Source organism: Pseudomonadota bacterium (genome assembly GCA_018817425.1).
GTDB lineage: Bacteria > Desulfobacterota > Desulfobacteria > Desulfobacterales > RPRI01 > RPRI01.
This window is the reverse complement of record JAHITX010000111.1, coordinates 15,214-40,797: the sequence shown is the minus strand read 5'-3', so window position 1 is coordinate 40,797 and position 25,584 is coordinate 15,214. Positions and strand designations below refer to the sequence as shown.

Genomic DNA, 25,584 nt, shown 5'->3' with positions numbered 1-25,584 from the left:
GTTTGTTGAATTCGTTTATATGTCTGTATTTGCAAGATAAATATTTTGGCACGTTTTTGGCTAATACATAAAAAGGGAAAGTGAGGTAAATTATGATGAAACTTCTGGAGATAGTAGCTGTTCGAACATCCGGCCATTTTGCGGAGCAGGCCCGCCAATATTTGAAGGAATTTTGTAAAACTTTCAAGGGACCGGCGATTCCGGAAATGAACTTTTATATAAATTCTGCCACCAACAGTGATATCAGCGTAATTCTCCAGTGGCAGGAGCGGAAACAAACAAATACAAAAACAGATGTAGGCTTTTGTTTGGCCTGTGGTCTGAAGCGGTTTGGTCTGGTAGATCATACCTGCTGGGTTATGATGGAAGATTAATAAATTATAAATCAATAAAGAGATATTGCATGAGATATTGTAAGATAAATTTATCAATGATCAAGAAGTGGCGGACAATTTTACTTACGGTGATATTAATCTGCTACTCAAATGCCGGTATTGCTGCTGATGATGTACCGCAAATGATAACTCTTTCAGAAGGTCTGAAAATCGTTACAAAACAAGGCCGGGCTGTTAAAATCGCAGGGTTTAGCGAAAGAATTGCCGAGTCGGATGTTAATGTTGCACGTTCAGGTCTTCTGCCCAGAATCGATGCTTCTGCAGGGCATACAAGTCTGGACCGTCAACCGGCTATGACCGTAAACGGTATGGCAATCAATACTTCCGACTCCCATCACTATTCATACAGTATCAGCATACAGCAGATTCTGTTTGATTTTTATGGCAGCCTTTCACGTTATCAGGCAAGCAGTATGCTTCTTGAAGCAAAAAAATTTGATTCTGCCAGAATACGAAACTCCGCCGCTTTAGAATTTACTGTAGTGTTCTATGAATTGCTGGAGTCAGAACATCTGGTTGTTGCGGCAGACAAGGATATTGAGCGGCTGGAGGCACATTACAGGGATGCGGACAAGCTTTACAAGGCAGGTGTTACTACCAGAAATGATCTTTTGCAGGTCCAGGTACGTCTGTCAGACGCCAGACAGAAGCAACTGACACTAAAAAATCTGGAAGCCTTGCGTTCGGCGAATCTTAACAATCTACTTTTGAGACCCCTAAACAGTCCGGTCAGGGCTGAAGAGATAAATAATCCTATTTTGCCGCCTTCCAATCCTGATCTGGAACAGTTATGGATGGAAGCTTTAAAAAAGCGTGCGGAAATAAAGATTGTAGACCGGACATTAAATGCTATCAATCTTGAAACGGTTGCAAAAAAGTCGGAATTTTTGCCGAAATTTTTCGTGAGAGCATCAAATGATTATATGGAAAATTCCTACCAGCTCCATGAGAATAACTGGTCGTTGATGTTCGGGGTCAACATAAATCTTTTCGAGGGTGGACGTTCCATGGCAAACTTACAAAAAACCGGGTATCAAAAGAATCAGCTTCTGGAGCAACGGGCCAGGCTTGTTGATGAAATCAAACTGGAACTGCAGCGCTACACCCTTGATCTGCATAATGCTTATGCACGTATTCTGGCAAACCAGGATGCCGTGGATCAGGCGCAGGAAAATTTGCGTATTAACAAAAGACGATATGAGGAAGGTGAAGGTACGGCTACACAAGTACTTGATGCCGTGACCCTTATGACAAATGCCGAGACGAATCGCATCCGCTCTATTTATGATTACCGTAGAGCGGAGGCTGCGACTCATTATGCTACCGGAATCGATTTGCGGGAAATTTATAAATAAAAAAGGAGTATTTAATTGTTTGTGTCTAATCTCAGAAATAAAATATACATGATTCTGTTGTTGATGTTTTTATTTTGTCTTATCTTTGCCGGGATTTTTTACAAAGACCGTTTTCAGGCAGCTCCTTTGATAGAGGATGATACCCCTCTGGTTCGTACCATGATTGTTGATAGTACTACTGATAATATAAAAAACTATTCGTATTCAGGAGAGGTTCGCGGCCGCAGGGAAAGTCAATTAGCCTTTCAGGTAGGTGGTAAAATAATCAAGCGATATGTGGAGCTTGGTTCCATGGTCAAGCAGGGACAGATACTGATGCAGATTGATCCTCAGGATATTGCAGAAACTGTAAACAGCCAAATTGCCCGGGTTGCTGCTATTAAATCCCAATTGGACTTGGCTGAGAAAAACCTGAATCGCTATCGGCAATTGTACGAGCAGGATGTGGTCAGCCGTGCACAACTTGACCGTTATGAAAGTACTTATGAAGTAGCACAAGCAACGTATCAGCAGGCAGAGGCTCAATATGTACAGGTATCCAACCAGTTAAAATACAGTTCACTGCGTACGGATCGTTCGGGTGTGGTTTCCGGAATCAGTGCCGAGGCAGGACAAGTCGTGGGCCCCGGACAGATTGTAATAACTATGGTAGATGAGAAAGAATTAGAGATTGAAATCTATGTTCCTGAAAACCGTATTGGTGATCTTAAAAATGTTACTTTGATCAGGATTACTTTCTGGGCTCTGCCTGATTTGATTGTTGCAGGCAAAATTCGTGAAATATCGCCTATGGCGAACCCCGTTTCCCGTACTTACAAGGTTCGCGTAAGTCTGTTACAACAATTGCCGGAAATCAAACTGGGCATGACAGCTAAAGTAGAAATCGCAGCTCCGGATGATCAAACCATTATTGCATCTATTCCCCTGTCAGCTCTGTACCAAACTAAAGAAACCCCCTGTGTCTGGATAGTCCGGGAAGAAAAAGTCTGGCTCAGACCGGTCAGGACGGGCATTTTCGGAAATGGCCGGGTTCAGATCTCGGATGGTTTGAAAACAGGAGAAGTTATTGTTACAGCCGGTGTTCATAAATTGCGTGAAGGTCAGAAGGTGAAAGTTATGGAAGGTGACAAAAAGTGAAATCCTTTAATCTGACAGAATGGGCGCTGAATCATAAGCAGATAATTTACTATTTTATCTTTATTACCTTTATTGGCGGAGTCATTTCTTATCAAAACCTGGGACGCATGGAAGATCCTGACTATACTATCCGCCAGATGATCGTAAGCGTTGCCTGGCCAGGTGCCAGCGCCAGAGAGATAGAAGAGCAGGTAACAGACAAGATTGAAAAAAAGCTCCAGGAAACACCGGGTCTGGATTATCTCAAGAGTTACTCCACCCCGGGAAAATCCATTATATATGTTGCTTTAAAAGAAGATGATGTCCACGAAGACGAGGTTCGTCCAACCTGGCTTGAAGTGCGTAATATGGTCAACGATATAAAGGTAACGCTTCCTCAAGGTGTTGTTGGGCCTTTCTTTAATGATCGCTTTGATGACGTTTTTGGTTGTGTCTATGCACTTACGGGTGACGGTTTTACATATGAGGAAATGCGGGAAAGAGCTGAAAAAATCCGTCGAAACCTTTTGCGTATAAAAGATATCAAAAAAGTTGAGTTGTTGGGGGTTCAGCCCGAGATAATCACTATCGAGATAGAAAACGGCAAGCTTGCCTTATTGGGTATTGATCCGGCTGTTATCGCCCGCTTTGTTGCGGCTCAGAATGCCATGGCTCCTTCCGGCATGATGGAAACATCCACAGATAAGATATTTCTCCGTACAACAGGTATGTTTGAAAAGGTTAAGGAGCTTAAGAGTTTGCCAATTCGGGCCGGAGGACGTACCTTTCGCCTGGGTGATATTGCGGGTATCAAACGTGGTTATGCAGATCCACCGGAACCCAAGATGTTTTATAATGGTCTGCCGGCCATAGGTCTGGCAGCATCCATGGAAAAAGGTGGCAATATTCTGGACCTGGGGCAAAACCTCGATGAGGCTATAAAGCGCATCAAAAAAGAACTCCCCCTGGGTTTGGAACTAAACACGGTGTCCGATCAGCCGCAAGTTGTGAAAGCTGCGATCAATGAATTCATTAAGGTTTTGGCGGAAGCAGTAATTATTGTAATCATTGTCTGTTTCTTAAGCCTGGGGCTGCGATCCGGCCTTGTTGTCGCTCTTTGCATCCCACTGGTAATTGCAGGCGTTTTTATTGCAATGCAAATTCTGGGAATCGACCTCCATAAGATTTCTTTAGGGGCGCTTATCATTGCTTTGGGGCTTTTGGTGGATGATGCCATTATCGCCATAGAAATGATGACCGTTAAACTCGAACAGGGATGGGACCGCTTTTCTGCGGCTTCCTTTGCCTATAAAGCAACTGCTTTTCCTCTTCTGACGGGAACCCTGGTTACGAGCGCAGGTTTCATTCCCGTGTTTATTTCCAAGGGCAGTGCTTCCGAATTTACCGGAAGCATCTTTTCGGTGGTAACGATTGCTTTGCTTATTTCCTGGGTGGTTGCAGTTACTGTCACGCCGCTGATCGGATTTAGCCTCGTGAAAGTAAAACATACTCCTGCCGGTCATGAGCATAATATCTATGATACATTCTTTTACCGGTTGTTCAAAAGAATCCTGGTATGGTGCCTGACCTACCGTTGGCTGGTAATTGCGGCCACCGTGGCCAGCTTAATAGCTTCCGTTTTTTTAATGGGAAAGGTGAAGAAGGAGTTTTTTCCGGCCTCTACAAGACCGGAAGTAGTAGTCGAATTACGCCTGCCCGAAGGAGCATCGTTGCAAGCCACCGAACAGGAAGCACATGAGTTTGCAAAACATATCAGCAACGATCCGGGCATTATACAATATTCCTATTATATAGGAAAAGGAGCGCCTCGTTTCGTCCTTACCGCCGAGCCTACGCTTCCCAACACCAATTTTGCACAATTTATCATTTTAGCCAGGGACTTTGAAGCACGCAACAGGCTTGTGAAAAAAACAAAAAAAATATTTACTACCAGCTTTCCAAATGTACGCGGTATTGCCAAAGTAATTAATACCGGGCCATCCGATGCCTATCCGGTAATGATTCGTGTTTCAGGGATTAACCATCAAAAGGTTCGTGACATTGCAAAACAGGTACGTGATGTCATGGCGGCCGATAGTAATCTTAGGAATGTAAATCAGGACTGGAATGAAAAAAACAAAGTCATGCATCTAACCGTTGATCAGGACAAAGCAAGAATACTTGGAATTGACAGCCGGACTTTGTCTCTTAATCTTCAGAGTCTTCTGTCGGGCGTACCGGTTGCCGAGTTTCGGGAAAAAGACAAGACCGTAAACATTGTGATTCGTGCAGATGCAAAAAACAGGTCCGATTTATCCGGAATCAAGGATCTCAATATACACATCGGCAGGGGCCGCTTTATCCCTCTCGGTCAGATCGCGACAATAAGCTACGATGCAGAAGAAGGCTTGATCTGGCGGCGAAATCTGAAGCCGACCATCACGGTACAGGCCGGAACAATCCCCGGTGTCTTGGGAAATGATGCAACCGCAAAAGTTTTCAAAAATCTGTCAGACCTTCGCAAATCTCTTCCACAAGGCTACAGCATCGAAATCGGGGGAGCCATGGAGCTTAGCATCAAGAGTACCCGCTGGCTTCTTGAACCTGTGCCATTGATGATTCTGATTATCACAACACTTTTAATATTGCAGTTGCATAGTATTTCCAAGGTAGTACTGGTACTGCTTACGGCTCCCATGGGCATAATCGGTGTCAGCCTGGGGCTATTTCTTACGGGTCGGCCCATGGGATTTGTCGTCCAGTTTGGGATATTGGCTCTGGCAGGTATTATCATGCGCAATACCGTTATCCTGATCGACCAGATCGATCAGCAGCTTAAAGCCGGAGAATCGGTATGGAACTCGATAATAAATGCAACAGTACTTCGTTTTCGTCCTATCATGCTAACCGCAGCGGCGGCCATTTTAGCCATGATCCCCATTTCATTCAGTGTATTCTGGGGGCCTATGGCAGTAGCTATCGGCGGAGGCCTGTTTGGTGCGACAATAATGACACTTGTGTCTCTGCCGGCCATATATGCCGCATGGTACAAGGCGAAACCGTAAGATAAAACACCTTCAGCTATAATTTAAACCTTTACCTTAATTATGGCATATCATAGTTATGTTTTTTAATTCAGTGTATTCCTGTAAAAAGTAAATCTAACATTTTCATGGAAATAGTAGATTTCTAATGTAAATCATGATAACAAAATATAAATTTCAAAAGGTTTGCTAATAAATTTAGTTCCATTTTGAATAACGCCAGTCCATAAATATCAAAAATGTATAGACGAACTTATTAATATGGAAAATAAGAGCCAAAAGCGAACTTGACCCCTGGCGTATTATTGTTCATAATACAAGTTATGTTATTTTAACGTTTTCCGGAATAAATAATCCATTTTCATAGCTCTTTAGGATTTAATATGACTGAATATACTTAAGCCCCAATCTTCATATAATTGAAGCATGGGGCTTTTGTTTTTTTTAGAAATTGTGAACAATTAAACGGACATGGAATTAAGATAAACAACTGAAAAATGCACTATTCAGCATGTGTCAATTTTAACATAGATGTGACATTTTTCAATGGGGAGGTTTGCATTCTACTGCCTGGACATGTTGGGGGGCATTGTCTATTTATTATTAATTTTTTGGGTATCCTCCTAAAGGTAAAGGAGGAAAAATAAGCAGCAAACATGCATAAGCGTGCATTAAAATATCAGTACCATTTGTAATCATTGTTCAGATAGATCAACCTGTTGAACTTAACCAATTATAGGAGAGGAAAATGAAAATTCATTCACGCATTGCATTATTTAGTATTTCGGTATCTCTTTTATTTGTACTTTCTTTGCCAATCCCGTCTTTTGGCTGGGTATTTTCCAGCATTTACCCCAGTGATTCGAGCGACTCAATCCTAACATTTGGTGATGGCGTGTCTACCCAATATAGTTATAATACCGGTCCTGTTGTCAGTAATGAACAATACATACACACTAATAGTATTGACATCAACCATAACACTGGAAGCATCAAGGGATATTCAGGTTACAGTTTAGACACCGCCAGAACTGTTACACGCACCGAAAACCTGATAAACGCGATAGCAGGCACCAATGAACCTGCATATTATGCTAACATAGCGGGCGCTATCTTTTATGATTCCATTGCAAGAGGACCGGAGGAGATTGGCAACCCAGCCTATGGGACTGTCTTTATTGATGTTGAAGGTTCTTTCAATTACGAGTTTGGTGCTCCATCATTGGCGATAGTGGGCGCTGTCGGCATCACTGTGATTCCAGCAGGAGGAAATTACCTCAATAGTACGTCCTACAGCCTCAGTGGTGAATATGCAAACTCCGAAGATACAAGCATGATACCAAACGATAGTAGCATATATACGATAGAAGCTTTACAGGTCTCACTACCTTCTGGAGAGGTTCTTTATAATCCAACATTACCAGAGATCCACACAGATGTTCAATTTATAAGTCAGGATCCAGACGCTCTTAGCTTGAGAGTGAGTTTATCAGTGCCTATTCAGAACGGTGACCAATGGATGATTGACGGTTTAGTAGGTGGAGGAGCAACCCATGCATATTTAGAGGACTTTAGTGAGATTGAAATTGGCGATACTGGAGAGGTGGCTGCTGCCAGTGGGTACGTGGATTTCCAACACAGCGCAACCATAGGGATTGAATTACCTGAGGGTTTCACGTTGGAAGGAGAGAACGCACCGCCTCAAAGCATTATTAATTACTCAACCAGCCCGGTTCCTCTTCCTGGGGCTATCTGGCTACTATGTTCTGGGTTGATTGGGATTGTGGGATTTAGAAGAAAAATTTAAAAAATAATATTTAAATTTTACAATCTTAAAGAATTTAGGACAAAATTTGTGTGCTTGGGGTCAAATCCGCTTTTGGGAGCGCCGATTAAAACCGGCAGGAAGTAGTGGCTGAAAGTGCCCTATGGTGAAGGATTAACCACCCACACCAGCCCCGAGTCATGCATTAATGATGGTAACATCTTTAGTGAAGCGTTGACAGAGGAAAGTGCAGGCTGAGTATTGAGCCTCGTAACGGACATAAATTCAATGGGTAGTATTAGGAACGTAAGCAACTTATAAACTTATTTATAGAAAAGAAGACATTAATACTTTTTCAATCGAATCTTCCGACCACCTTGATTCACCGGATGAACTCTAAGCTAAGGGCGGCGAGGAACGAGCCGGTGAATTAATCGATCTTGGGCATCAGCCCATTTGATATTCCAGCCTGTAATATCGCCTGTGTGTTGTTCCATGCATACAATCCCGGAATTCTGGGATTTAAAAACAATGTATTCCTGTGGTTGAAACTTTCGCCCACCTTGACCTTGACCAAACTGAAACGTTTTGAAATTATCTCTGTTAAATTTATATTATTTTTAGCACCTTCTATGGTTTTTGGATGCATTGAGCGCTTAATTTGATATAACATATTTAATATTCGCGTTTATTATGCTATCAGTGAAAAATCTTAGATTCACTTTTCTTACTCTCATCCCTGAAGGGAAAATATTAAGATCTGTTAAATTACTTGTTGGATGGAGCACAAAAATATTATCCTGATGGATAATAAAAGGAGTTGATTATACATATCTGTTTGCATTTTCTTATTCCGGCAATTGTTGCTTTCCTGTTCTTTCGGCGGGATTGGAAATCAGCTTATTTTATAATGATTTCCACAATACTTGTAGACATCGACCATCTTATTGCAAATCCGATATATGATGGCGGGCGCTGTAGTATCGGCTTCCATCCTTTACATGGTTTTTTACCCATAGTACTTTATGTTGCACTTTGTTTTATCCCGAAACTACGTTATGTCGGCATTGGGTTGGTAATTCATATGGCCCTTGATTCATTAGATTGCCAATTGACTAATGGCTGCTGGTTTGTCTAAACACTTTAATGTAAAGCGCGCATCAACAATTATAAGCTGTATCAACAATTTTTGAAATGACCGATAAGTTGAACGGTTATTCCGGTATGCATTCCGAAAAAGTCTTGACTATTTCGGAATGCATGCCGGAATAGTCGCTATGGAAAGATACCTTACAAAATATATTAAAGAAGATTTAGATAAAAAGATTATACTGCTGACCGGACCAAGGCAAACAGGAAAGACTACATTGTCCAAAATGTTGAAAGGAGATTTTGATTATTTCAACTTTGATAATATGGACGACCGTTTGAGTTTACAAGAAAAATCCTGGGATCGATCAAAAGAACTTGTCATTTTTGATGAACTTCATAAGCTTAAAAACTGGAAGTCTTGGCTTAAAGGCGTTTATGATACGGAAGGCATTCCCCCATCTATAGTTGTTACAGGAAGCGCTAAACTTGATACATATAAGAAAGTCGGCGATTCCATGGCAGGCAGATTTTTCCAATTCAGAATGCATCCTTTGGATTTAAAGGAAATTTATAACTATTTAAACCCGGAAAATCTTGAAGATGAGCTTGATAAGCTATTGGTTATTGGTGGTTTTCCCGAACCGTTTCTTAATGGTACAACACGATTTTATAACCGCTGGAAAAAATCACATCTCGATATTATTTTGAGGCAGGATCTGATTGATCTTGAAAATGTTCAGCAGATCGTACAGATAGAAACTCTTATCCAGTTGTTAAAAAACAGAGTAGGCAGTCCGGTGTCTTACAATTCTCTGGCCCGGGATCTGCAATGCTCGGATAAAACAGTCAAAAGGTGGCTTACAATTCTTGAAAACATGTACGTCATTTTTAAAGTGCCACCATTCCATAAAAACATTGCCCGGGCGATTCAAAAAATGCCCAAATTCTATTTCTACGATACAGGGCAGGTCGTAGGCGATTCGGGTGTTAAACTGGAAAATATTGTTGCTTGTGCCTTACAAAAACAAATTTATTTTTTGGAGGATTGTATTGGAGAAACAAAACAACTTTATTATTTAATGAACAAAGATGGCAGAGATATTGATTTTTGTATTACAACTGATAATACACCTTCATTAATGCTGGAAGTAAAATGGAATGATGAAAATCTGAGTTCAAATTTCGAGATATTTAAAAAATATTTTCCACAGATAAAAATGATACAGGTAGTAAAGGAACTGAAAAGAGAAAAAACATTTCCAAATGGGGCTGAAATTCGTTTTGCCCATAAATGGCTTTCCGAGTTAAAATTGAGCTGAAAAGATCTGGCTCAGCATAAAATAATACAGGATGTAGTATTGGGTACGTAGGCAACTTATAAACTTATTTATAGAAAAGAAGACTAATACTTTTTCAATCTTTGTGAATCAGGCATCTACTGACACCGTCCGTTCGCTTCAAACTCATTGACATCAAAACGTTGTGATGTTATGATGTCACCATCTTAAATTTGGAGGTGAAATTATGGCAACATTATCAAAACGCTCAACTATCTATTTAGATCCGAATCTTCATCAGGCATTAAGGCTCAAAGCTCTTGAGACATCGCGCTCAATGTCAGAAATAATTAATGAGGCATTGAAAGAAGCTCTTGCTGAAGATGCTGAAGATATTGCTGCATTCGATCAAAGAGCTGATGAGCCTTTAATCAGCTATGAGCAAATGATCAAGAGGCTTAAAAAAGATGGCCGAATATAAAATATTTTTCAAAAAGTCGGTTTGGAAAGATTTTAAATCAATTCCGGATAAAGATTTAGCAAAGATACTTAGCTGTATTGAATCACTTGGCGATAACCCGTGCCAACCAACATGTAAAAAATTAAGCGGCCAAGAAAGATATCGTTTGAGATATGGCCGGTACCGCATAATCTATTCTATCCAAGATGACGAACTTACTGTATGGATTGTTAAAGTTGGACATCGCAAAGATGTTTACAACTGACGCGAACGAATAAAATCGGAATAGGGGGTCACCCCAATTTCGTGCCAATTTCCTTCATATAGTTTTTCCTTTGGTAATTTCCGGTATTTTGATATAGTTACATGTATTATGTTTAGAAAGAAATCATGATTACCAAGACTATTGAATCAGCAAGTTCAGGATATTGCCGTAGTTGTGGCAAAACTCATTCCATAAAACAGGGTAAGGCTAAAGAGTATTGTTTTGAATTAATGAAAACGCTGGAGGAGAAAGGGCGTATTGATTTTCATGTTCCGGAGCAGCAAGCAGACCCTCGTTTATATTTGGATTATCTACTCGGTGAGGCCAGAGGGCAAATGTTCGGTGTGCTGGAGTGTATGGATTTGGATGGGCACCCTGTAATGTTGAAGGCGTTTTCCGGTCAATATAATGCTGTTTGGAACGTGGAAGGATGGGTGCCCCCGCTTTTGGATACGGGAAAATTCGAGTCTTTGGTATGTGATGTAGACAAACAGATCAAGGCTTTGGGAAGCCGGATCAATGGAATGTCTGAAGGGGTAGAAAAGCGGGAATTGACTTACCGGCGGAAAACAATGTCGCAAAACCTGATGAAAGAGATTCACGCGCTTTACCATGTCCATAACTTCCGATCTGAGGTGAGATCCATTTTTGAGCTTTTTACAAACGGAATACCCACCGGTGCAGGGGATTGCTGTGCGCCAAAGCTGTTGAATGCTGCAGCGAAACAAAAATTGACACCCACGAGTCTTGCAGAATTTTTCTGGGGAAAAGAAAACCGTTCCGGTACCCGTCGGCAAGGAAGATTTTATACTGCCTGTCCGGAAAAGTGTCAGCCTATTTTGGGCTTTATGTTATGTGGGATCGAGCGATAAATGATCCGGGAGATGTTAGGGTAGTATTGGGGACATGCAACATATAAACATATTTATAGAAAAGATATTCAAGGTGTAGATGGGGAGCAAAAAGATAGTCGTAAATTATGGGCACTTTGAAAATCAAAATATACAAACGAGCAGATGAAACAGTGAGATATTTAAGTGAGCCAATTAATTTCCAAGATACCATCTTCTTCAAGGGTTTGGAATTCAGGGTCTCCGGTAAGAAGCAAGGCATTGTTAACCTTGGCCAGGGCCGCTGCAAAGGAATCGGCATAAGAGATTGGGTAGTTAGCTTTAAGAGAGGCTGCGGTCAAAAGGAGCTCCTCATTTATGGTTTCGACGAAAGTTATTGGAAATCTCTTGATTCGGGAATAAGCCAGATTAGCCACATCTTGGCCCTGTTCTCGAAGGGTAATATAGTAAACTTCTCCCAGATGAAGGGCATGTAAATAAAGGTGGGAAGTTCCCTTTTCTGCCTGATAGAGAAGGTCTTCTATTTTTTGGGCAAATTGTTCGTTTTCGAGATATCCTATGAGAGCAAAACTGTCCAACACATATTTAGCGTATTTTGCCAAGCCTTTTGTTCTCCTTTCTTTTTTCCAGTTGCTTCTCTTTCAGATAAGTCTTCAGCAGCTCCGAACCCTTTAGCATTCCTCTGGCAGCTTTGATGGCATCATCGGTTTCCGGAACCATTAACAAGCCTTCCTCCTTTGGAATCCACCGTATCGTTGTTGACGTAGCAATGGCGTACTTTTCCCTTAATCTTTTTGGGATCACAATTTGGCCTTTTGATGTTACCCTTGATTTGTCTGCTTCCACCTGTTTTCTCCTCCCGGTCTTTTTTGGGGTAATGATTATAAATTTTAATAATAAAGTAAGAAATTGTCAATGTTTTTATCTTACATTGTCAGGAACACATAAACTGTCCTGTATTGTAGCATGGGTAGTATTGGGCACGTATGCAACTTATAAACTAAATTATTGATAAGAAGACATTAATACTTTTTTAATCGAATCTTCCTACCACCTTGATTAACCGGATAAACTCTACGCTATGGGGCGGCTATGAACGAGCCGGTTAAATAATCGATCTTGGGCATCAACGCCCAAATAGATGTTTGACCGAATATTAAAAGGCAAACAATCTCTGAAGTATTGAAATAACTTCCAACTGGACTTTTGAATCTCTGAGCCTACGGTAGGGAATCAAGCGGTTTAAGAATGAAAATCAAAAAGACTTAATCTTATTGATTTCACCGTCGGGAATGTTTACAATTTTACAATCAACTGTTTTATAATTTAATATATTACATAATAAATAAAAACGATATGTTATAAGTATATTTGCCAGAAACTATGAGCATTTATCATTAATATTTTCTTTTTTCTGTCGGAAAACTTTACAACTTTATTTTATGCTAAAATAATTATATAACATAATGTATTCATTGATTTATAAATATAATAACAAGCTTCATGCCGGTATTTATCCTTAAATAATGTCGGAAAACTTTACATTTTGTTTATGATAGAAATATTATTTATTTTTATCAAAGTAACCCATCCATATAACCATCTGTAATTATAATACATAATAGTCAGGCTATTTATATGGCATAATAATTGCATTTCTATTATAAATTCATTATTAAATGTATTCAAAATATGCGAATGAATCTGTCAGTATTGAATATAAAAACCGGATTAGATCGCTATTCCCAAATAATCTAATATGTTAAAAAATATTGCCTATAAACGTAAAAAGACCCGGAGGAAGATGAAATGAAAAAGTATATTTTATTGCCGTTCATTCTTTTATTTTTTACAACTTCAGTATTTGCAGCAAACTTAATAACCAGCAATGTATATCTTTTAAATGTGAAGTGGGACCCGACATATTTTGCTTATGAAGGATCACAAATTATTGCAGATGTTTATGCTGACACAGGCGGCCTTAATGATATTTCTGTAATCGGGCCAAATGGAACAAGAAATATGGCCTATCTTGACTGGTCATATGCTCAAACCGGAAAACATATATATCAGGCGGTACTGGCTGTAAATCCAACCGACATCAACGACTGGGAAGCAGAATATACATTTCAATTAGGCAGCACACCATATTCCTATAATATTCCGAATGGAGCACTTACTGGTTTAGATCTTCCTGCAACATCCTGGAATGCAGCAACAAAAGTGTTATCATGGGCGCCGGTTAAAGGTGCGGATACCTATTTAATTTTTTTATGGGATAATATCGGCGGTGTTTTGACTCCGACAGACATCATCCCTTACATTAATCCATACACCACTTCATATAATATGACGGGGTTATATGAACCCTGGCAGACAGTATCCGTTATGGCACAGGATACAGCGTTCGGCTTATCATGGAATCCCGGTTTTTACTCTGTTGTTAATGAATCTGCATATTTTACGATTCTTAATCCTGTTCCCATTCCTTCTGCAATCTTGTTTTTAGGTTCAGGTTTTCTTGGATTTTTAGGAATAAGCAGAAAATACAGGAAGTCATAGGCTGTATCAAATATCAGACTTGGTTTTAACTGATGGTTTCGTAAAAGTTTTTTACGGAACCATCAGTTTCGTTTTAAGCCTCTTTTCTATTGTGATGGTCTTGTAAAAAGTCGGAAAATCAAAAAATCGTCTTTATAACATACCGTAATTATTGAGTGAGATTTTCATAAATTGCAATTTCCGGACTTTTTACGGTTTCATCGTTGCATGACCTTGGATAAATTGCATTCAATGTCTTTAGTAAAAGATAATAATGATTGCTCATCAACACATAGGCGAAAACCTCCATATCGAAACGATCCGAAGGCTCCTCAACTAATGCTGAAAACTGATACATATTTTATTACCGTCGGTATTATTTACATATTCTAAACTGCATCTAATTATTATCCAACTATTTGATAAAATATTATTATCTTGATGATTTATTGCTGAAAATCTAAAAAATATGCTCTAAAAATGTCGGATTTCTTTACATATTTACAAAAGACCTTCTTATTTATGATCAATTCAATAATTCCAAATTATTATATCTTAATTGATAACTAATGCTAATTAGAATGTTTTTAATTGTTAATTAGATATATATTTATAACTATCTGTATATTATATATTAATATAAATAAATTGATTTCGGATTCAATTTTATTTAAATAAATTATACATAATAGCTATAAATATATGTCGGACTTCTTTACAATTTATCATTTATCATAAAAACATAATTCTTATAATTCTATATTATCAAATAGATATATTGATTGGTATAATTATTGCTAAATAATTTAATCGATAAAAAATCTATTTTCCAACCAAATTGCAAACAAAATAAGTTTATTGGGAGAACTAAAATGATAAGATTCAGGTTATTTATAATTGTTATTTTATTTTTTGGTATTTCCGGGATTACGGGAGCGGCTCATGCCACACTGACCCAACCTCAAGTGGTTATTGACCCGCTGAATTCAGGAAACAAGGTGGTTCAGATCCAAGTCGAAAAACCAGATGATTATAGCTGGATTTTTATTCCTTTCAATGAGAACGTGGTTCCCAGTTATGACCAGCACCATAGCCTCACTGTCAGTTTTGATATTTATCGCCCGTATGATTTAAATCAGGAATGGCTTTGGTGGTCATGGGACAGTGATGGAGACGCGTCGATTGATCCAAATTATGGGGGTCAAGATCAATGGGGTACTTATCCTTTTATTGGAAAGGTAACGACAAATACATCCGCTACTATTTTTGACCGATGGGTAAATCTGAAAATGGTATGGGATTTATTTGAAAACCCGCAACCTTATATGTCATCCGAGTATACAGGCGACATTCATGGGTATGTTTCTTCATGGTATGATGGCACACAGATCGATATTAATTATCCATTGATAATCAATAACAGCAATTCGATTAAAGGTTATTTTTTTGGGTTGTATGGTTTCAACAATGAATTCGATATAATTTATTTAGACAATTTAATTATCGAAGGTTCACCGATATATGATTCACAAGGTTTTGAGGATTTCGAATTGGGCAATCTTGATGGTCAGGACAATTGGCAAACCAGCGCTCCTCCAGCCGTTCCAATTCCTGCTTCTTTGTTTCTTCTCGGATCAGGTATTTTGGGGTTGGCCGGGATCAGAAGACAGATTAAAAGATAATAGATTAAAGGAAATAATGATTAAAAACGATTAATATTAAAAGGAGGCAAAATGAAAAAAAGGTTTTTGGGTATTTTATTCTTTGGGGTCCTTACCCTGTTTCTTGGGGAACTGACATATGTATCTGCGGCATTGGGAAGTGGCATTTACGGTGCGGAAACATCCACTACCACATTCTATGCCCCTAGTTACTATACAAATTTTGAAGGCACTTACGCTGGCTGGCAAGGGGAAACGTATGCCCACAGTTCTTTTACAGATGATCGCGGTTCAGCAGAAGCTGAATCCACGCTCGGCCTTAATATTAACCTCAAGGCAAAAGCACTCCATCTTAGTGGGCTCGACAACGGTGCCTGGGCCACCGCACAGGCCATTCAAGGCTATACCTATACTGGCGCTGCTTCGACAACACTTAGCCTAAACGCAATTCTAACCGGAAGCCTTTACGACCCGGATGCAAGCAGTAGAGTCTATTTAGGTGCCGATATATATGTTTATCAACCGATTAATTTTGGTTACTATTATGATCCTGGAACCCTTTTAGGGGAGCTTGGGGCTAAATTATTTTATGATGAAGATTATGAAAACTCCACAATGGGTCTTGAATTTTCAGATACCATCACGGATGGTTCTGTTTCGGACTCGATTTTATTGGCCCTGGATCCAGGCCAGTCTTTCTATGTAGTATCCATTCTGCATGCCAGAGCCGTTGGGTCCAATTCCTGGGCCGATGCGTACAATACTCTTAATTTAACCTTTGATGACACTACGGATTTAGTGCTTGGTGCCACAACCGTTCCCATTCCGGGAGCTATATGGTTGATGGGCTCAGGTCTTTTGGGGATGATCGCATTAATAAGAAGGCGCAGTAATTAACTCTGTAGGAAATACCTTTTTAAAAAGCAAAGGTTGCAGCAGCCTTTGCTTTTCTTCAGCATATTCCTGCATTTTCTTGCGGTATGCCTTGTGTGGGTCGGATGCTGAAAGATAGTCCAGTATGATTGAGGATTTTAACCAGTCCGGACCTTTCTTTTTATAACCGTAAAATAGATAACTGTTCCATTTATAATCCGCCAATCTATCCACAACTCCTGCTCGAAGTGGATTGCGATGGATATAGCAGGACAACCGATTGTCAAGTTAGTTCATATTTCAAGGTTTTGACCCCGATAGTTTCTTCAAGGAATAAACGACCAAGCTGAGTAGCGGCGGCCAATGGCCTTGCCGAAGACGGAAACGCCTATGTCCAGCCGTCTACTCGAGCTCCCGGCAATTTTATAATTTTTTTCTTCGTAACCCAAAAAGACCGACGACGCAGGGACCTAACAACCAGACAGCACCTGGGAGTGGGACAGGCGACGCATCGATGGCAACACCATTATAGAATGATGACGAACCCCAACTCGTCCCCCCATTGGAAGAGTAGCGATAACCGGTGTACGAAATATCACCCGATGCTGTCGGTGCAACATTGGGATTTAAGGCATGCCAAGATAAATGATTTGTATACGTGGGACCGTCAAGCACAAACCAATATGAGGTGTTTGCGGCAAGTGTGAACGAACCAGCAATGGTAAGCGTATAGTCGTAAAAATATACTGAAGGTGATTCCGGTACATTTATCGGAGTAAAGTCCTTCAATAGTGCGCCTGGATTGCCCAAAGAGTCGCTGTAAATGCCGCCGCTCAATACGGAAGGTGACTCGGAGTTTGAAATCAAGGTGGTCATCGATACGAAATTCATAGAATTCGCCCCCATGATCAAACCCACACCCTTTGTGTTATCACCCAATGCATTCGTTCCCAAACCTGTTAATTGATCATATGAAGGATTCCCTGGGAAGTTGGACAAAATAGTGCCGGCCTGGGATTGGGCCGCAAATAGTAACAATAAAACCATTCCTGTTGCCAATTTTACTGCAAGTTTCTTTTTCATAATCATTTTCCTGTAATTTCGTTAGTTACGCTCAGCGAGCCGACCCCGCCGACTATTTATTCGCCAGCTCCGGATAACTTTATAAATGTAATGACATCCGGAAGAATAAAAAATTATTCTAATTCTCCTAAACAATCATCAATAATTTAAGTTGCTTTGAAAGTATATAATCTATTGACAGATTATTTGCAATAATATGTTTTTATATGTTAACCTTTTAATATCATTCAGTGTTTGATTTGGAATTCAGAACTTTGATATTTTCCGTATTCCGGCTTTCGCCTGTATTACGATTTGTGGAGTAACTACGAAGGTATCAATACGTATTGTTGATGGGGAATGCATTCTGCCTATCAAGCCTCAAGTCCTGCCAGCCAGTCACCTGCACGTAAAATATCTATTCCGGCCAGATGCTCTTCATTGTGAAGATGGTGAACAAGCTGGATGCTTTGGGTATTTTCAAACTGACTTGCAAAATAATGCATTGACCTTGTAGTGGTTTTATCGGAAGGGTTTTACCTCGATTAACTTATGGGGAACCCCTTCCATGACTATAACAAAATCAAAAACAAGAAGTCCGGTATGCAGATGCCAGGGAATAAGTGAAAATATATCGGGAAATTAATTTTAAAATGGACGATCACCCTTGATAACATGTGAAATCCGCATGGGTGATACCCCGATGGCGCGCGCGAACCCGGCTTGCGATATTTTCAACTCTCCTATGATTTCAGTCAGGAATTCTCCCGGATGAATTGCAGATAAATCATTCTTAATCATGATTGGTTCTTATTTAGTGATAATGGATGATTTCAACTTCATATTTGATCACACATCTGCAAAATTTAAGGATTCAACTTTTTCAAGCAAACCCAGTTGGTTTGCCGTTTTTAAATAATATGATAAAGCATTTTTCAGATTATCATTAAACTCAAACTGTAATGTTTTATAATAGCTGTCAACATCATAAGATATGCTAGGGTATTTTTGCCTGGCTTTATTTACTACCTCATCTTTTTCTTCAAACAGGCAACGGATTGATGATTTGTATGATTCTACAACGGAATTAAATTGTTCCATATATTCTTTTATTACTTGTTTCCTCACCGCAAATACGGCAAATACTACCGGATAGCCGGTTTTTTTAAGCCAAAGTTCTCCAAGGTCAAATTTGAAAATTGATGTATCAATATTGTTTGTCATTGCATCATTTCCTATACAAAGAAGCGCATCATAATCTTTTAAATCAGGGCATGGTTCTGCCGGCAGATACACCGGTTCGCAGTTATAAAATCTTTTTAAAAGAATTTTAAGAAGCACACGGGATGTATGGGAAGCATTTGAAAGTCCGATTTTTTTCCCGTTTAATTGATCGATATCTAATCTGCTGTATAGTATTACCGATCCTACATAGCCTACCGAACTTAAGCAAAATTGTGGCAAAAGGAGAACATCATCTTGTATATAAGGATAAGTTGCAGAAGATATGGGGCTTAAATCAAGCTCTTTGTCTTGCATCATTTTATTTAACTCGGAAGGAAACCCCGAAATAATACTGATATCTGCTAAAGGTTTTTTTTCAAACATATGGTAATAAAAGGGGTAGCAGTTCAAATAGTCAATATAGCCAATTCTCATAAGGCGTCTCCGAATTTACTCTGTCCAGTAATTTGCGGTAGTGCGCACAGGCGTGAGACCGGCGTTTTCAATAAGCCGCTTTAAAAACGGCTCAGATCCGTAAGCTGGCGTTTTTGCTCCTGCTGCGTGAACAACTTTTTCATCATAATAGGTGGCGGCAAAATCATCTACGCCGAAGCTTAGCAGTACCTGGGCCATTTTATCCCCAACATACATCCAGAGAGCTTTTAAGTGCATAATGTTGTGCAGAAATATCCGGCTTGTTGCATAGATTCTGATATCATCGTATCCGGTTGATGATTTGCGTTTTGAACTTATTTTGGTATTGCTTTCATGAAATAAAAGAGGAACAAATGTTTTAAAGCCGGAAGTTTCATCCTGAAGATTTCTTATTCTTGATAGATGATCTACAATGTCTTTTATATCTTCTTTATGGTTATAAAGCATGGTGGCATTTGTTTTAAGACCCAGCTCGTGAGCTGTTTTCATAATCTGAAGCCATCTTGTTCCGGAGATTTTTTTTGGTGCTATTATATTTCTTATATGGGGTGAAAAAATTTCTGCGCCTCCGCCGGGCATAGCGCCTATTCCGGCATCAATAAATCTTTTCAAAACGTTTTTTGCTGAAAGTTTATTTGTTTTTGCAAAGTAATCTATTTCAACAGCAGTAAAGGCGACTATAAAAATATCAGGTTTGATATTTTTTATTCTTCTAATCATCTGTTCAAAATAATCTATCTTAAGTTTTGGGTTCAGACCCCCAACAATATGTACTTCATCAATACCTGATAACACGGCATTTTTGACCCGTTTTTCAATTTCATCAAGAGAAAGAAGGTAGGCATCCTTATCACCCTCATCTCTTGAAAAAGCGCAAAGCGGGCAGCGCAGTTCGCATATATTGGTAAAATTAAGATTCATATTAACGCCATAAAATGCTTTATCGCCGTGCATTTTTGTGCGTAAAAAATTGCTTATTTTGCCAAGGTCAAGAATATCGTTTGTTGACAGCATATATTTTGCATCTGTTTTTGAAACAGGTATTTCTTCAAATACTTTTACTGCAATTTTATTCAGTCTCTTGTTTAAAACTGTATCCGGGAAATTTAAAAGCTTCAAAGCATATTTATCCTGTTATATGTCTAAAGATTGATTGGGTTGCCCAATTTAAAAAAAAGATTAGAAAAAACCATCTATGAAAGTGCCAATCAAAAGAAATGGGGATACATACATGTTGATTTTAAAAAATTTTTTCAAAGCCTGTTCCAGATCATGGCTTCTTGCAATAGTTTGCTGGTAGATAAAAACAAAAGCTATGCAAGTTATTGCAAGCCAGTAAGGTATGCTTTTGTCTGTAATCATTCCTGCCGCAATCATTGCAGTAAATGACAGTATATAGCAAGCGGCTGAGGCCGTAAGAGCCCTTTTTCTACCATAGACGGAAGGAAGTGAATAAAGCTTTTCTTTCCGATCAAATTCCTTGTCCAAAAGAGCATATACAATATCAAGCCCGGCAATCCATAGAAGAATTGCTCCGCCAAGTATGAAAGGAACAATAGAAAATTTTCCGGTTACCGCAAGGTAACCGCCTATTGGTGCGGCTGCTTCAACAAGTCCTAAATAAAAATGTGATGATGACGAAAACCGTTTAAAATATGAATATGTGAATAAAAGAAAAACCGCAACAAAAGACAGGTAAAAGCAAAGAGGATTTAAAAAATAAGATGAAACAATAAGAACAACAGAAGATACTGCTCCGATAAGCCAGACTTCAGCTTTTGTTGCTTCTCCTTTTGGTATGGTACGGTCTTTTGTCCTCGGATTTTTTGCATCTATATTTGCATCTATTGCCCTGTTAAATGACATTCCTGCTGTTCTTGCAGCAATCAAGGCAATTGTTGCAAGTATCCATATTGAAAGGGTTTTGACTTTTGCGCTATCAACCCCATCGGCAAAAAGAATGCCTATATACGCGAAAGGCAGAGCAAAAAGGGTTTGTTCTATCATTATAAGGTTGGAAAACTTTTTAAAACCCATATTCTTTCCAGCGTTTTGTAACCTTTTCTTTTATATCCTCAGACATGACTATTTCTTCAGGCCACTCTCTTCCCATACCTTCTTCGCGTGTTTTTCTTGTGGCGTCAATACCCATTTTCCCGCCGAAATTGGCAAAAGGAGCTGAATGGTCAAGAGCATCAAGCGGCCCTTCAGAAAAGATTAAATCTCTTTTTGGATCAACATTATTTAAAAGTTTCCAAACAACAGTGCTGGAATCCTGAAGATTAATGTCTTTATCAAAAACTGCAATAAATTTTGTAGACGACATCTGCCCAATTCCCCAGAGGGCGCTTATTATTTTTTTTGCCTGTCCCGGATGCTTCTTGTCTATAGAAACAAGAGCGCAGTTATGAAATACACCTTCTAAAGGAAGTTCCATATCAACAATTTCAGGGAAAACGAATTTTAAGAGGGTAAGAAATATTCTTTCGGTTGCCTTTGCCATGTAGCAGTCTTCCATGGGTGGCTTTCCAACAATTGTTGCCGGGTAAATCGCATCGTTTCTGCATGTTACAGCTGTTATATGAAATACCGGATAAATATCGGCTGCCGAGTAAAAACCTGTATGATCCCCGAAAGGGCCTTCAATACGTTCTTCGGCTGGATCTACATAGCCTTCAATCACAAAATCCGATTCTGCCGGTACATACAGATCCACGGTTTTGGCTTTAACAATTTCAACAGGCTTTGAATCCAGAAAGCCCGCAAAAACAAGTTCGTCAATATCGGGCGGAAGAGGTGCAGTTGCCGCATATGTAACCGAAGGTGATCCGCCAAGCGCAACAGCCACATCCATACGCCGATTAAGATTTTTATATTTATCGAAATGACGTGTTCCATCCTTATTATATTGCCAGTGCATTCCTGTTGAAGTGTTATCGTATTTCTGCATGCGATACATGCCTGCATTTTGAATTCCGGTTTCAGGATCTTTGGTAATTACTATTGGAAGGGTTATAAAAGGTCCGCCATCATCCGGCCAGCATTGAATAATGGGAAGCTTATCCAAAAGGGGACCCTCGGTAAAAACCTTTTCCTGACAAGGAGCTTTTTTTACCTTTTTGGGCATAAGCCCTGCCATTTCTTTTAAGGCAAAAAGCATCTTTATTTTTCCCATTAGTCCTTCGGGAGGGCGCATCTTTATACTGGATTCAAGACGGGCGGCTATTTCATCAAAAGAATTACATGAAAGAGCAAGTTGCATACGCTTATAACTTCCGAATGCATTAATAATAATAGGATATGAAAACCCTCTTACTTTTTCAAATAAAAGAGCAGGGCCGTCTGATTTTGAAATCCGATCGGTAATTTCTGTAATTTCAAGAATAGGATCTACTTCAGCTTTTATTCGATGCAATTCTCCCAAAGCTTCCAGTTTTTCGATAAATTCTCTTAAATTCTTATAGGGCATAATTTTTTTGCCTTTTATATATTTTCTGTATTCGTGAAATTACGGTAATGGTTTAAATCAAATATTTAACGGACTTAAAAAATACGGTATTTAGTATATAATTTTTATATAACATAATATTGTATTATATCAAAGTATTATAAATGATATACCGGGCGAATGCTTTCTGTAACTGTGTAAATATAGCAAATGGCCTGTTAGTGTCAAGCAAAGAACAAATTTGAAAGGGATTCCCGGATAATACATTTTTAAATGCTCAACAGCGGGGCATCAAAATATTTTACAAAAACATTTTTATGCATAAAACAGAAATTATCAATTTAAGTTTGTTAGTGGCAACAAACGCGATGACAAAAGAATAAAGCCTGTTTTAAAGATGTTACAATTGCTATAAGTGAGGTATAGCTATCAGGTATTGCAATGATAAAGAGGTGAAATGCAACTTGAGCGGATAGTTTTTGAGGCGCCAATTTAAAATTGTTTAATTTATTTAAAAGCATTTGACCTTAATATTAAAAGGTGTTACACACCATGTGTTTGAACTTTTTCATAAAGCTTCTGGCTGCATTTTATTAATCTCAAACTCTTGTTTTTGCCCACTGCTCTGAAACTCAATCGGCCATATTTCTGATATTTAGCAAATTATACCATATGCTATACAACCGTTTCTTGTATTTCGTAAATATATGCTCGTGCATATAGACTTTTGCTTATAAATACATTTAACTTACTGATATAACTGATGTTGAAATATTGGCATGATTTAAGCATATTGTTTATAATTATATTAAGATTAGTATTTTGCTTAGTTTTAGTTGATATGAATTTTTGTTCCTGTATGGCAAAAAAAATGTTTGTTAAGAATAAACCGTTGCTGTCGGGTAAAACCGGCGGAGGGAAAAAAGGAGGTTTGTATTTATGTCAACCCGTCCGGTGTTAGTATGCGGAGAAATAGGAGAAGGGGGCATCAGCTCTTCTACGCTTGAATTATTGGGTGCTGGAAGGAAAATTGCGGATGATTTAGGCCTTGAGCTATCATTGGTAATTATTGGAAGCAACCTTTCCGGAATAGCTGATGAAGCTGCCTCATTTGGGGCAAATAAGGTATACAAAATAGAAAGTCCTTTACTTGAAAAATTTATGCCTGACTTGTGGGTCGGTATTCTGGAAAAATTAAGTGCGCAGATTAACCCCAAAGTTTTGCTTATGAGTCATACCAATATAGGTATGGAAGTTGCTCCGAGACTGGCTTTCAGGCTAAAGGTCAGACTTGTCACAGATTGTACCGAACTGGAAACCGATAAGGCCGAAGGGCTTTTGGTTTGCACAAAACCGGTATATGGCGGAAATGCCGTTGCAGTCTTTAAATATAAAGAAGAGCCGCATTTTGCCACGGTAAGGAAAAAAGTTGTGGTTCCTGCGGAGAAAGTATCAACCAAAAGTGAGATTATCGATGTGGCGCCGGATATAGATGCATCTTCAGCTAAAGTTGAATCTGTAGAAATTGTTAAAGAAGATTCCGTTTCGCTGGATAAGGCGGATATAATTATATCCGGAGGCCGGGGAGTAGGCGGGCCTGAAGGTTTTAAGATACTTGAGGAAATGGCAGATCTGATTAGGCAATCTTCAGGTAGTGTTGTTGAAATTGCCGGCAGCAGACCGGCAGTTGATCTGGGGTGGGTGTCTTCAAGCCGTCAGGTTGGATTAACCGGTGAGAAAGTTTCACCGGAGTTATATGTGGCAATAGGTATTTCCGGAGCTACACAGCATTTGGTCGGCATGATGAGATCCAAGAAAATTGTGGCTATAAATAAAGATAAAAAAGCAAGCGTTTTTAATGTAGCCAACTATGGAATTATCGGCGATTTGAATAAGGTTCTTCCGGCATTTAACAAGAAGTGGAGGGAGTTATCATGAAAATAATAGTATGTGCAAAACAGGTTCCTGATCCCGAAGCTCCTTACACAGCAGTACAGGTAGATTCAGAGGCAAAAGCAATTAGTACGAAAGGTGTGGCACCGGTAATCAACCCTTATGATGAGAATGCTTTGGAAGCTGCTCTTCGTATTAAGGATGAAAACGGAGCTGAAGTTGTTGTTGTAAGCGTTGGGTCAAAGATTTCCCAGGCGGTATTAAGAAGATCATTGGCAGTTGGTGCCGATAATCTAGTAGTTGTGGATGATCCCCAGTTTAAAAACCTTGATAGTAATTCTATCGCTTATGTACTATCAAAGGCAATTGAAAAATTAGGAGAGTACGATCTTATTCTGACCGGGAGGCAGGGAGGCGATTGGGATTTAGGACAAACCGGGCTGATACTTGGCGAAATATTGGGAATTCCTACTGTTAATTTAGTTCGCAGTGTAAAGATTGATGGTGGTAAGGTGGTTATAGAGAAAATACTTCCTGGAGCCTACGAATTGGTTAAGTCTAACTTACCTGCTTTGTTAACGGTAAGCAGTGAAGTTGGTGAATTGAGGTATCCAATTGCCAAAATGAGAATAGCTGCCTACAAACAACCGATAACTGTGTGGAGTGCTGATGATGTCGGAGTTGATTCTGACAAATTGGTACAAATAGATATGGCGGCTCTGTTGCCACCACCGGATATGGGAAGGGATTGTCAATTTATAGAAGGCGATTCTCCCGAAGAAAAAGGTGAAAATTTAGCTTCAATTTTAAAAGGGGGGTGAGAGGTT

General features: G+C 39.3%; 25 protein-coding genes and 1 pseudogene. 15 read left to right on the top strand and 11 right to left on the bottom strand.

Annotation, left to right across the window (positions count from 1 at the left end; all coding sequences use genetic code 11):
• The first annotated feature begins 92 nt into the window (after positions 1 to 92).
• The 5 genes from KKC46_18800 to KKC46_18780 all read left to right on the top strand — a co-directional run bounded on the left by KKC46_18800 (position 93) and on the right by KKC46_18780 (position 7,717).
• Positions 93 to 374, top strand: coding sequence for a hypothetical protein (locus tag KKC46_18800; GenBank protein ID MBU1055853.1), 282 nt, complete (start codon positions 93 to 95; stop codon positions 372 to 374).
• Between the two features lie 29 nt (positions 375 to 403).
• The gene (locus KKC46_18795) at positions 404 to 1,750 is read left to right on the top strand and encodes a TolC family protein (protein ID MBU1055852.1); all 1,347 of its coding nucleotides are present in this window, start codon (positions 404 to 406) and stop codon (positions 1,748 to 1,750) included.
• A 48-nt stretch (positions 1,751 to 1,798) separates the two neighbouring features.
• Complete coding sequence (locus KKC46_18790; protein MBU1055851.1) at positions 1,799 to 2,887, top strand: efflux RND transporter periplasmic adaptor subunit; 1,089 nt, start codon at positions 1,799 to 1,801, stop codon at positions 2,885 to 2,887.
• Positions 2,884 to 5,931: an efflux RND transporter permease subunit gene (locus KKC46_18785; GenBank protein MBU1055850.1), complete on the top strand. Its 3,048-nt coding sequence runs from the start codon at positions 2,884 to 2,886 to the stop codon at positions 5,929 to 5,931. Before KKC46_18790 ends, KKC46_18785 begins: the two co-directional genes overlap by 4 nt.
• Positions 5,932 to 6,658: 727 nt before the next feature.
• Positions 6,659 to 7,717 (top strand): VPLPA-CTERM sorting domain-containing protein, encoded by a 1,059-nt coding sequence (locus KKC46_18780; GenBank protein MBU1055849.1) that lies wholly within the window; start codon positions 6,659 to 6,661, stop codon positions 7,715 to 7,717.
• 388 nt (positions 7,718 to 8,105) lie between these two features.
• Here the strand turns inward: KKC46_18780 and KKC46_18775 are convergent, their stop codons facing one another.
• Positions 8,106 to 8,348: a hypothetical protein gene (locus tag KKC46_18775; protein ID MBU1055848.1), complete on the bottom strand. Its 243-nt coding sequence runs from the start codon at positions 8,346 to 8,348 to the stop codon at positions 8,106 to 8,108.
• Positions 8,349 to 8,498: 150 nt separating this feature from the next.
• On the opposite strand from KKC46_18775, the gene KKC46_18770 reads away from it, so the two are divergent.
• The 5 genes from KKC46_18770 (at position 8,499) to KKC46_18750 (ending at position 11,641) form a co-directional block, all read left to right on the top strand.
• Complete coding sequence (locus tag KKC46_18770; GenBank protein MBU1055847.1) at positions 8,499 to 8,813, top strand: hypothetical protein; 315 nt, start codon at positions 8,499 to 8,501, stop codon at positions 8,811 to 8,813.
• A gap of 139 nt (positions 8,814 to 8,952) precedes the next feature.
• Entirely contained in the window at positions 8,953 to 10,086 is a 1,134-nt protein-coding gene (locus tag KKC46_18765) for an ATP-binding protein (GenBank protein MBU1055846.1), read from the top strand.
• A gap of 205 nt (positions 10,087 to 10,291) precedes the next feature.
• Positions 10,292 to 10,525 (top strand): ribbon-helix-helix protein, CopG family, encoded by a 234-nt coding sequence (locus KKC46_18760; protein MBU1055845.1) that lies wholly within the window; start codon positions 10,292 to 10,294, stop codon positions 10,523 to 10,525.
• Positions 10,512 to 10,769 carry a type II toxin-antitoxin system RelE/ParE family toxin gene (locus KKC46_18755; GenBank protein MBU1055844.1) on the top strand — a complete coding sequence of 86 codons (258 nt, stop codon included), beginning with the start codon at positions 10,512 to 10,514 and terminating at the stop codon, positions 10,767 to 10,769. The genes KKC46_18760 and KKC46_18755 overlap by 14 nt, the downstream gene beginning before the upstream one ends.
• 125 nt (positions 10,770 to 10,894) lie before the next feature.
• Entirely contained in the window at positions 10,895 to 11,641 is a 747-nt protein-coding gene (locus KKC46_18750; GenBank protein ID MBU1055843.1) for a hypothetical protein, read from the top strand.
• A 161-nt stretch (positions 11,642 to 11,802) separates the two neighbouring features.
• Here the strand turns inward: KKC46_18750 and KKC46_18745 are convergent, their stop codons facing one another.
• The gene (locus tag KKC46_18745) at positions 11,803 to 12,222 is read right to left on the bottom strand and encodes a type II toxin-antitoxin system VapC family toxin (protein ID MBU1055842.1); all 420 of its coding nucleotides are present in this window, start codon (positions 12,220 to 12,222) and stop codon (positions 11,803 to 11,805) included.
• Positions 12,206 to 12,466, bottom strand: a complete 261-nt coding sequence (locus KKC46_18740; protein ID MBU1055841.1) for an AbrB/MazE/SpoVT family DNA-binding domain-containing protein — start codon at positions 12,464 to 12,466, stop codon at positions 12,206 to 12,208. Before KKC46_18740 ends, KKC46_18745 begins: the two co-directional genes overlap by 17 nt.
• A gap of 963 nt (positions 12,467 to 13,429) precedes the next feature.
• Here KKC46_18740 and KKC46_18735 point away from each other — a divergent pair.
• Positions 13,430 to 14,182, top strand: a complete 753-nt coding sequence (locus KKC46_18735) for a hypothetical protein (GenBank protein MBU1055840.1) — start codon at positions 13,430 to 13,432, stop codon at positions 14,180 to 14,182.
• Positions 14,183 to 14,330: 148 nt separating this feature from the next.
• Here KKC46_18735 and KKC46_18730 read toward each other — a convergent pair whose 3' ends face one another.
• Positions 14,331 to 14,519 (bottom strand): hypothetical protein, encoded by a 189-nt coding sequence (locus KKC46_18730; protein MBU1055839.1) that lies wholly within the window; start codon positions 14,517 to 14,519, stop codon positions 14,331 to 14,333.
• Positions 14,520 to 15,033: 514 nt separating this feature from the next.
• Between KKC46_18730 and KKC46_18725 the strand changes: the two genes are divergently transcribed.
• Both KKC46_18725 and KKC46_18720 read left to right on the top strand, forming a co-directional pair.
• Entirely contained in the window at positions 15,034 to 15,843 is an 810-nt protein-coding gene (locus KKC46_18725; protein MBU1055838.1) for a VPLPA-CTERM sorting domain-containing protein, read from the top strand.
• Between the two features lie 51 nt (positions 15,844 to 15,894).
• Complete coding sequence (locus tag KKC46_18720; protein ID MBU1055837.1) at positions 15,895 to 16,719, top strand: VPLPA-CTERM sorting domain-containing protein; 825 nt, start codon at positions 15,895 to 15,897, stop codon at positions 16,717 to 16,719.
• On the opposite strand, the gene KKC46_18715 is transcribed toward KKC46_18720, so the two are convergent.
• The 7 genes and pseudogenes from KKC46_18715 to KKC46_18685 form a co-directional block, all read right to left on the bottom strand.
• Complete coding sequence (locus tag KKC46_18715; GenBank protein MBU1055836.1) at positions 16,696 to 16,920, bottom strand: hypothetical protein; 225 nt, start codon at positions 16,918 to 16,920, stop codon at positions 16,696 to 16,698. The genes KKC46_18720 and KKC46_18715 overlap by 24 nt on opposite strands.
• Before the next feature lie 198 nt (positions 16,921 to 17,118).
• The gene (locus KKC46_18710; protein ID MBU1055835.1) at positions 17,119 to 17,778 is read right to left on the bottom strand and encodes a hypothetical protein; all 660 of its coding nucleotides are present in this window, start codon (positions 17,776 to 17,778) and stop codon (positions 17,119 to 17,121) included.
• 633 nt (positions 17,779 to 18,411) lie between these two features.
• A pseudogene (locus KKC46_18705) lies at positions 18,412 to 18,558 on the bottom strand (addiction module antidote protein, HigA family).
• Between the two features lie 48 nt (positions 18,559 to 18,606).
• Complete coding sequence (locus KKC46_18700) at positions 18,607 to 19,416, bottom strand: menaquinone biosynthesis protein (GenBank protein MBU1055834.1); 810 nt, start codon at positions 19,414 to 19,416, stop codon at positions 18,607 to 18,609.
• 15 nt (positions 19,417 to 19,431) lie between these two features.
• Complete coding sequence (locus KKC46_18695) at positions 19,432 to 20,535, bottom strand: CofH family radical SAM protein (protein MBU1055833.1); 1,104 nt, start codon at positions 20,533 to 20,535, stop codon at positions 19,432 to 19,434.
• A 60-nt stretch (positions 20,536 to 20,595) separates the two neighbouring features.
• Positions 20,596 to 21,453, bottom strand: a complete 858-nt coding sequence (ubiA, locus tag KKC46_18690) for a putative 4-hydroxybenzoate polyprenyltransferase (protein MBU1055832.1) — start codon at positions 21,451 to 21,453, stop codon at positions 20,596 to 20,598.
• Positions 21,443 to 22,885, bottom strand: coding sequence for a menaquinone biosynthesis decarboxylase (locus tag KKC46_18685; protein ID MBU1055831.1), 1,443 nt, complete (start codon positions 22,883 to 22,885; stop codon positions 21,443 to 21,445). Before KKC46_18685 ends, ubiA begins: the two co-directional genes overlap by 11 nt.
• A 918-nt stretch (positions 22,886 to 23,803) precedes the next feature.
• On the opposite strand from KKC46_18685, the gene KKC46_18680 reads away from it, so the two are divergent.
• Both KKC46_18680 and KKC46_18675 read left to right on the top strand, forming a co-directional pair.
• The gene (locus KKC46_18680) at positions 23,804 to 24,802 is read left to right on the top strand and encodes an electron transfer flavoprotein subunit alpha/FixB family protein (GenBank protein ID MBU1055830.1); all 999 of its coding nucleotides are present in this window, start codon (positions 23,804 to 23,806) and stop codon (positions 24,800 to 24,802) included.
• Positions 24,799 to 25,578 carry an electron transfer flavoprotein subunit beta/FixA family protein gene (locus KKC46_18675; protein ID MBU1055829.1) on the top strand — a complete coding sequence of 260 codons (780 nt, stop codon included), beginning with the start codon at positions 24,799 to 24,801 and terminating at the stop codon, positions 25,576 to 25,578. Before KKC46_18680 ends, KKC46_18675 begins: the two co-directional genes overlap by 4 nt.
• The last annotated feature ends 6 nt before the right edge of the window (positions 25,579 to 25,584 follow it).